This is a genomic window from Nostoc sp., from assembly GCF_035638895.1.
Lineage (GTDB): Bacteria > Cyanobacteriota > Cyanobacteriia > Cyanobacteriales > Nostocaceae > Nostoc.
Genome location: NZ_DASQZC010000478.1, coordinates 1 through 8,336, shown reverse-complemented (window position 1 = coordinate 8,336; position 8,336 = coordinate 1). Strand labels below are relative to the sequence as shown.

Here is an 8,336-nt window from a genome sequence, read left to right as displayed (position 1 = left end):
TGGAACCTTTGAGAATCGCTGCACAGGAAGCATTGACGCACCGAGTCACCGCCTCACCTGATTCTCGCACCACTAGTTGACCACAGACTGGGCAATGGGTGGGCATAACGAAAGGTTCAGTGTCAGAGGGACGGAGTTCTTTGAGTACCCTCAGCACTTCTGGGATGATTTCCCCAGCTTTGCGGACAATGACAGTATCGCCAATGCGGATGTCTAATTGAGTAATGCGATCGCTGTTGTGTAAAGTAGCGCGAGAAACTGTTGTCCCCGCCAGTTGTACAGGGCGCATCTCGGCTAATGGCGTTAACGCTCCCGTTCGTCCGACATTTACAGCAATATTTTCTACACGAGTGGGTGCTTCTTCAGCTGGGTACTTTAACGCGATCGCCCAGCGAGGGAATTTCTGGGTAAACCCTAGCTGTTCCTGAAGTTTAAAAGAATCCAGCTTTACTACTACCCCATCAGTCATGTAGGGTAAATTCAGCCGCTCCGTATCCCAGTATTCATAATATTTTGCCACTTCTGCGATCGAAGCACACAATTTATGGTTGGGGTTGACTCGAAAACCCATCTTTTCTAATAACTCCAATGCTTCCCATTGAGTATTGGCAATACTGGCGTCATCTCTACCAGGAATGTGCAAGGTGTAGCCAAAGAAATCTAACCGCCGTTTAGCGACAATGCGCGAGTCTAGTTGTCTGAGTGTACCAGCTGCGGCATTACGGGGATTGGCAAATAATTGCTCACCTGCTTTTTGTCTTTCCTCGTTAATTTGTTTAAATACTTCCAACGGTAAAAACGCCTCGCCGCGTACTTCCACCCTTTCTAGAATTTCTAACCCTTCAAAATTCAAACGCAAGGGAATTGAGCGAATTGTCCGCACATTTTGGGTAATATCTTCACCCGTCACCCCATCACCCCTAGTTGCACCCCTAACTAGAATGCCATCTTGATAGGTCAGAGCCAAAGCAGAACCATCAATTTTGAGTTCACAGACATATTCCACCGAGTCTATTTTCGGTACTTGTCGCCGCCAACGCTGATCCCAGGCTTGCAACTCATCGATATTAAATGCATTCTCCAGGCTGTACAGGGGGATATTATGCCGCACCGAGGTAAACTGCGTTGCTGGTCTTTCACCCACGCGCATAGTCGGACTATCGGGAGTCGCCAATTCTGGATATTGAATTTCCAGTTGTTGCAATTCTCGATATAGCTGGTCATAGACTGCATCCTCCATAATTGGAGCATCTAAAACGTAATAAGCGAAGCTTGCTTGTTGCAATAACTGGCGCAGTTCTTCTATACGTTTTACTTCCGGCTTAATCTGGGTCATTAGACTTATTACAAAATACCTAGCGAATAGAATAGCCTGCATGAGCAGGCTTTGTTTGGGTAGCCGTGACTTGTAGTCGTTGGGATTTAGCGATCCCAGTCTTCGACTTCATATAAAAATCGAGTTTTGCCAATCAGTTTACGATTAGCAGAGGTACTTTGGACAAACACAACATACTTTTCTAGGTTACTTGGTTTAATCCGAATCGTTGCATCCATCGGTAGACCTAACATTTCTCGTGCTGCACCTCCTTCAAATAAATCACCAGTTGCCCGATCCATTAAGATAATTTCTTTTTGAGCCTGGATAGTTTCTGTTTTTGTAAATTCGTAGAAACCCCGCCCAACTTTAAAACTTAAACCATTTTCTAATACGAACGCTTTAATTGATATATCTTGTTCAACCTCTAAAATCTGGAAACGCCCTGGAGAAACTGCCCGTAAATCAGCCGATTCGTAATAAGATGTTGCTTCCCGGTTCATCATGGTGTTAAATATTTTATTTAACCCACGGCTCATGCGTCCTTGGTCAATGACTTCTTGTTCATAAGCTTGTAGCTGATCGTTAGAAGATTGTTGGTAGCAAACTGCTAAAAACAAATCACTAATATAGGAAAACTGGTCTAAGTTGATATGAAAACCGCCAGACTTTTCTGCAAGTTCTTGATAAAAAGGAGTGGCATGAGGGCGATTGAGTGCCTGAACTCCGTAAACTGTAATTTCTGCCTCAGCTAATTTATCTAACTCTTTGCGCCAATTCAGTTTTTTAGGATTGTGTGCTGGAGGATGGGGAATATCATCGCCAATCAAAACCAGTGATTTTGTTGCTGACTTTGACCAAGATAAAGATTGGGATTCATGTAACACCAATTCGTAACATTCTGGTGCATCTCCGCCACCAGTAGGTTCGACATTTTGCACAAAATCACAAATAGCATCAACATCACCGGATATATTAAATATTTTGGTGACATAAGTTGAACCTGCATCACAATAGTCACCATGAGCAATAATCCCAATTTTAATTAAGGGAATTTCGTCTATCAGTCTGGTAACGGTATTTTTGATTTTTCGCCGTACTTGAGTAAGGCAAGGGTACATACTCCCAGTTGTATCAAAACTGAAAACAATCTCAATATTATTACTTGTCATCCGCTCACCTAAATTAATATTTAATTTTTAACTTACAAAGTTACAAATGGCACGCAACTATGGTTAAAATCATTGGTGGAGAATCAAACCGATATCTCGCCCAGAACTAAAGTTCAGTGGCTCTGAGACTCGGAATTCATTCCGAGGCGGGATAGAAACGTAGTGCAAGATTTATTAATGATATGGCTACGACAAGACTTCTTGCATGAATTAAAAGCCCTCACCCTAAATCCCTCTGCCAAGCTTGGGAGAGGGACTTGAAATTTGGCTCCCCTTCTCCCAATTTTGAGAGAAGGTGTTGGGGGATGAGGGCAAATTTTGCATTTGTGCAGTCGTTTATTGAATTTGTGCAGTCGTTTATTGAATTCGGGCAGTTGTTTATTGAATTCGGGCAGCCGTTTATTGAATTCGGGCAGTCGTTTATTGAATAGCGATCGCACTTACCCCCCAAGATTCAGAAGGCTGGCGAGGTAGAGGAATTGCATTAAATGAATTACAACGCTACGAAGAAGCGATCGCCAACATCTTTAGTCATCGATGCTCATGCGACTGGTTTGCTAGGTCTGGACTTTCCGCAATGAAGACTGTTTTTTGCCACTAGACTTTCAAGGAAATCCCCAAGGGGAATATGAACTATTTTTTAGCTTAGGTGTTGATAGAGTATTTAGCGACTATCCAGATACGGCAGGTTTTAACTCTACTGTTCAGTGGTAATTTTGTAAGGGAATAAAAAATTACGGAAAAGTCACATGCTTTTACTTAAGTGGAAATCCTGTATAACAGCAATAACCTTGACCGCAATCAGTTTTACTGCATCCAAGTCGGCGTTGGCAGTATCTCTATACTCAGTTACTGACTTAGGCCGTCTTACAGGAGAAACCTTCAGTTTTGCTACAGACATCAATGACTTAGGTGAGGTAGCCATTAATTCTTCGGGGCGTTCTTTTTTTTACAGCAATGGTTCACTTAAAAAAATTAGTCCCCTACCTGGCGATAATCAACTTGCAGTAACTAGTATCAATAACTTGGGGCAAGTAGTTGGTAATTCGGTTGGTAGTAATAACTTTACTGGAAATAACCCTTTCCTATACAGCAATGGCATCACCCAACCCCTCCCTATCCGAGACGCTATTCCTTATGCCATTAACGATCGCACCCAAATAGTAGGGGGAGCAACGGGACTTGGCCCTTTTTTATATAGTGATGGTATAGCAACCAGCATAGGAACTCCTGGTACTGTTGCCTACGGTTTAAATAACTTGGGACAAGTAGTAGGCATTCTCAATTCAAACACAGCTTTTCTGTACCAAAACGGCCAAACTACTAACTTGGGAACTTTGCCAGGTGATGGGTACAGCGTAGCCAATGATATTAATGACTCAGGACAAGTGGTAGGTGGTTCGGGACTTACTGGAGTAGATGATAGTCATGCTTTTCTGTACAGTTCCAACACCGGACTCCAAGACCTTGGTAAGTTACGTCCTACAGATTTGTTTAGTTTTGGTGGGGGGATCAATAATTTAGGTCAAGCAGTCGGGTTTTCTGGCACTAATCCTAACTTTTTTGCACCAGATGGCAATGGTTTGCGGGCTTTTCTTTATAGTGATAACACTCTGTACGACTTAAATGACCTGATTGCTCCTGGTTCAGACGCTGGCTTTACCTTGACAGCAGCATCTGCGATTAATAATAAGGGACAAATTGTCGGTCGTGGTGCAGTTAATGGTGAATTACGCGCCTTCCTCTTGACGCCAACCTCATCTGTTTCTGTACCTGAACCAACTTCAGGCGTTCCTATTTTGTCGTTTGGTGCTGTTGTAACTTTATTTGCAGCACTCAAGGGCAAACGTAACTCTAGCAGTGCAGTCATACAACAAAAGCTTCAGGTAAATAAAGGGATTACTTGAGAATAGGGATTGATATAACGTGTGGCAAAAGTCCCCATCTTCTCTACGTTCGCGCAGCGTGTCGCAGACAGACGCTACGCGAACAAGGTACTCCTAAGATGGGGATTGCATAAGCGTATTTGTTTTCACAAACTAGTCATAACCTGAGCCAATTGATTAGATAAATCAATTACAGAATCCTGGCATTTGTTAAATAAAACGCCAGCTAGAAAATAATAATCGCCAGAATAAAATGCCATGTTGTTTTTTCGGAGTTCTTCTATGTGGTTCTTTACCTTGGGATCGGAGCTATAGTAGCCGAACTGTAAAGGTAACACCATGAAATTTTGAACACAATAACCATTTTCTTTGGCTAGGTTTAGCGTACTTGTTGGATTAGAAAAACTAGATATTAAAACCAACACATTTTCGTAACCTAACGACAAAAGATCATTCGTAACTGTGGCTCCATCCACGCCCCCAAATAAGAGCGGCATATAAATATCATTATCTGGAGCCGGGAGATAGGGCGGATTGGCTACAAGATACTCGGCATCGGGTTGAGAAGAATTAAACAAAGATGAATTATGGATTATATATTTATTAGTGAGATTATATTCATCAATGGTTGAATTTGCTACTTTCCATGCAGAAGTATTTAATTCAAATCCCTGAATGACGCCATCGAAGTTATTTCTTAATAAGGAATTAATGACAGGGCTGCCATCTCCTGAGCCAAACTCCACAATAGATTCATAATTTTTACAATTTCTGAGAACAAAGTTTTCTAAACAGTTTGAGTAAAAATTAGATTCTTCAGGGCAAAAAAAGATATCTTTCATTTGACTGCACTTCAATGTGTAAGGTATAATCAATGTAATAGAAGGTCATTTAATACCTTAATATTAAGGAAATAAATAACCCTTCCTTTAGTAAAGAAGTCCTCACTAAAGAAATTGGATTGTAGGTAGATTAGCAATACAATGATTTAAAAATGTGAAATTACAAACACCAGAAAAAATCTGCTATTTCTAATTTTTTAGATTTATTAGATGAGTCAGACAGATTGTTTTGCTTCACGTATTGATCGCACAACAGCAATACCGGCGCGATCGCCCATTAGTTTTTCTTGGTCATACCCAAGTACTAATTCCCAGGCATCATTGGGATATCGTTCTGCCAAAGGCAAAGCCACATCATCCAACATCCAACGGCCGTGACGCTCATCTTCCCTGATATGCAGTTCCCAATAACCCATCGCCGCCTCTGACAGCCCCAATCGTTGCGCCGCCGCCAGATAGTTTTTGTAAGCCGCAGGGCCAGCCACCTCAAAATATGTCAACGCACCACAATAACGTAAGAAATAGCGTTTGCGATCGGTGGTCAGAAAGTTATGATTAGCGCAAGCTAGGACTTCCCAAGGTACTAAATCAAAGTATCCTTCTGGTTCAGTGTTCATCCCAAACTCAGCCAGCATTTGAGCAAAAAATGTAGAGTGCTTGCGGGATAAACGACCATTACCGTATTCTTCTAGTAATACTCGCACCAGCGTACACTGCATTTCATTAGCAGCTCCACCCAATACGTAGCAAAGACGACTACCTTCAACTAAGCCATCAAAGGAGCCGATCGCTAGCAGGTGACGATAGCCAGATTCAGTCATTTCTTCCCGAATGTAGCGGCTACTGTCTGACAAAAGCGGATCTAAATCGGCAGATGCACGCTCAATTAAAGCTTGTTTTACGTCCAGTTGTTGCAGTGCAGCTAGATCGATTTGTGCCAGTTCCCACTGTTGCCAAGCAGCTTCAATTTGGTCACGACATGAGTACAAGTAAAGCGATCGCTCATTAGTATAGTGCCGCAAATCGTCATACCAGAACAGCTTTAGCCGATTAATTCGATAAAGTATCCGTTGGAGAAAACGGTGAGCCTGTTCATCAGAGCGATCGTTTTTATAAGCAGCGCGAATTGCCTTTGAGAGTGCCTGTTCAAACTCACTAGCTATTCCAGGTTTTACATCTAGTTGATGATCTAAATCCTCCGTTGCTAGCAGTTTTATAAATTGCTCCTCAGCCCTGTCGTACTTGGTAATTGTTCCTTCTTCTTGCGTACTCTTTTTTGCAGCCTCAGCGTTAGGAAATATAACTAAATTGCTTTGCATGGAATCTTCGGTAGCATTGGAAAAGTGAAAAATTATTTTCACCTCTAATACTTAACTTCCCACACAAGTAGCTTTCTCTACCTCTTTCCTTGGTTATAAAGAAAAATTAAGTTTAGGGGAACAAAGAAAAGGGGCATTGGGCAAGAGGACTTGGGGACAAGGAGAATTGGGGACAAGGGGAAAGACTGGTTGTAAGTTCTACACTTTTGTCCCCTTGTCCCCTTGTCCCTTGCTCCCCCTGCTCCCCCTGCTCCCCCTACTCCCTACTCCCCACTCCCTTCTACCCAATTAACTAGCGTCCGAACGCCGTAGCCGGTTGCCCCCGCGCTGTCGTAGCCATTTTCTTTATCTGTCCACACTGGGCCAGCAATATCTAAGTGTGCCCAAGGTGTATCTTTGACGAATTGCTTAAGGAAAAGGGCGGCGGTAATAGAACCACCTGGACGCGGGCCAGTATTTTTCATGTCCGCAATGCCAGACTTTAGCCCTTCAAAATATTTTTCTTCCATTGGCATCCGCCAAATCTTTTCTCCTGAAGTTTGGGCAGCTTTTTCTAGCTGGGAAGCTACAGCATCATCGGGAGTGTACAAACCAGCAATATCCTCACCCAAGGCTATGACGTTAGCGCCGGTTAGGGTGGCTAAATCCACGATCGCATCTAATCCCAATTTGTCGGCATACACCAAGGCATCTGCTAGGGTTAAACGTCCTTCAGCGTCGGTGTTGTTAACTTCGATTGTTTTGCCGTTTGATGCTGTAAGAATGTCTCCAGGGTGCATGGCGCGACCGCTAATCATGTTTTCAGCCACCGCCGAGATAAAGTGAACCTCAACATCTGGCTTAATTTGAGCAATTGCTTTTGCCGCGCCCAAGGTAGCAGCTGCACCGCCCATATCCATTTTCATGGTTTCGATGCCGCTACCTGCACCTTTAATGTTGAGTCCACCGGAATCGAAGGTTACACCTTTGCCAATAATTGCTAGTTTCTTTTTGGGTGTACCTTCTGGCTTGTAAGTCAGGTGAATGAATTTAGGTGGCAACTCGGAACCTTGGGCTACTCCCAAAAAAGCACCCATACCCAATTTTTCACAGTCTTCTCTTTCTAGAATTTCTACTTGTAAACCGTGGTCTTTAGCGATCGCTTGAGCAGTTTCTGCCAAAGTAATTGGTGTTACTGCATTAGCTGGTGCTGCTACTAACTCCCGTGCCAAGTTTACGCCTGACACAATTTGATTGGCGCGGGTGATGGCTGCTTCTTGTCCACTGAATCCTAGTAAATCTACGGTTTCTATTTGAGAACCTTTATCTTCTGGTTCTGATTTAAAGCGAATATCTTGGTAAAGCGCCAATTCTATACCTTCTGCGATCGCTTGGGCGCTTGCGGCTGGATCGTTATTCCACAATGGGAAATTAAATCCCAAAATTTTGCTTTTTTGCTTTTTTGCCACTCTGGCTACAGCAGCAGCAGCGCGTCGCAAAGTGTCAAGTTTTAGTGCATCTGGTTTACCTAAGCCTACCAAAATCAATTTCCGCACTGGGCTACCAGGATTAACACGAGTGAAGATAGTACTATTGGCTTTACCTTTAAATTCTTCTTCAGCAATTAGTTCTTTTAATACCCCAGAAAACTTTTGATCTAAAGTTGCCAATTCTCCAGTTAACTCTACTGCATCTTCAAATAATCCAATTGCCAAACTATCGCCTGCCCACTCTAGCAAAGGCTTATCACTAGGTTGAATTGTCATGTTGGGATTTTGTGTAAATATTCCTTCTTGTACCAGTATTGCTCAAATTTCTTGTTT

General features: G+C 42.8%; 6 protein-coding genes and 1 pseudogene. 2 read left to right on the top strand and 5 right to left on the bottom strand.

The window, feature by feature from the left end; all coding sequences use genetic code 11:
- Positions 1-1,336: NAD-dependent DNA ligase LigA (gene ligA, locus VE944_RS24080; protein ID WP_324982995.1), on the bottom strand; the 1,336-nt coding region annotated here is incomplete at its 3' end.
- An 86-nt stretch (positions 1,337-1,422) separates the two neighbouring features.
- Positions 1,423-2,487, bottom strand: coding sequence for a vWA domain-containing protein (locus VE944_RS24075; RefSeq protein WP_322645789.1), 1,065 nt, complete (start codon positions 2,485-2,487; stop codon positions 1,423-1,425).
- A gap of 506 nt (positions 2,488-2,993) precedes the next feature.
- On the opposite strand from VE944_RS24075, the pseudogene VE944_RS24070 reads away from it, so the two are divergent.
- Positions 2,994-3,201: pseudogene (locus tag VE944_RS24070) on the top strand (glycerophosphodiester phosphodiesterase); the annotation flags it as partial.
- 77 nt (positions 3,202-3,278) lie between these two features.
- On the top strand, positions 3,279-4,394 hold the full coding sequence (locus tag VE944_RS24065; protein WP_324982989.1) for a hypothetical protein: 1,116 nt from the start codon (positions 3,279-3,281) through the stop codon (positions 4,392-4,394).
- Positions 4,395-4,519: 125 nt separating this feature from the next.
- Here VE944_RS24065 and VE944_RS24060 read toward each other — a convergent pair whose 3' ends face one another.
- The 3 genes from VE944_RS24060 to VE944_RS24050 all read right to left on the bottom strand — a co-directional run bounded on the left by VE944_RS24060 (position 4,520) and on the right by VE944_RS24050 (position 8,279).
- The gene (locus tag VE944_RS24060; RefSeq protein ID WP_324982986.1) at positions 4,520-5,215 is read right to left on the bottom strand and encodes a class I SAM-dependent methyltransferase; all 696 of its coding nucleotides are present in this window, start codon (positions 5,213-5,215) and stop codon (positions 4,520-4,522) included.
- A gap of 215 nt (positions 5,216-5,430) precedes the next feature.
- The gene (locus VE944_RS24055) at positions 5,431-6,534 is read right to left on the bottom strand and encodes an iron-containing redox enzyme family protein (protein WP_324982984.1); all 1,104 of its coding nucleotides are present in this window, start codon (positions 6,532-6,534) and stop codon (positions 5,431-5,433) included.
- Between the two features lie 263 nt (positions 6,535-6,797).
- The gene (locus VE944_RS24050) at positions 6,798-8,279 is read right to left on the bottom strand and encodes a leucyl aminopeptidase (protein WP_324982981.1); all 1,482 of its coding nucleotides are present in this window, start codon (positions 8,277-8,279) and stop codon (positions 6,798-6,800) included.
- Between the last annotated feature and the right edge of the window lie 57 nt (positions 8,280-8,336).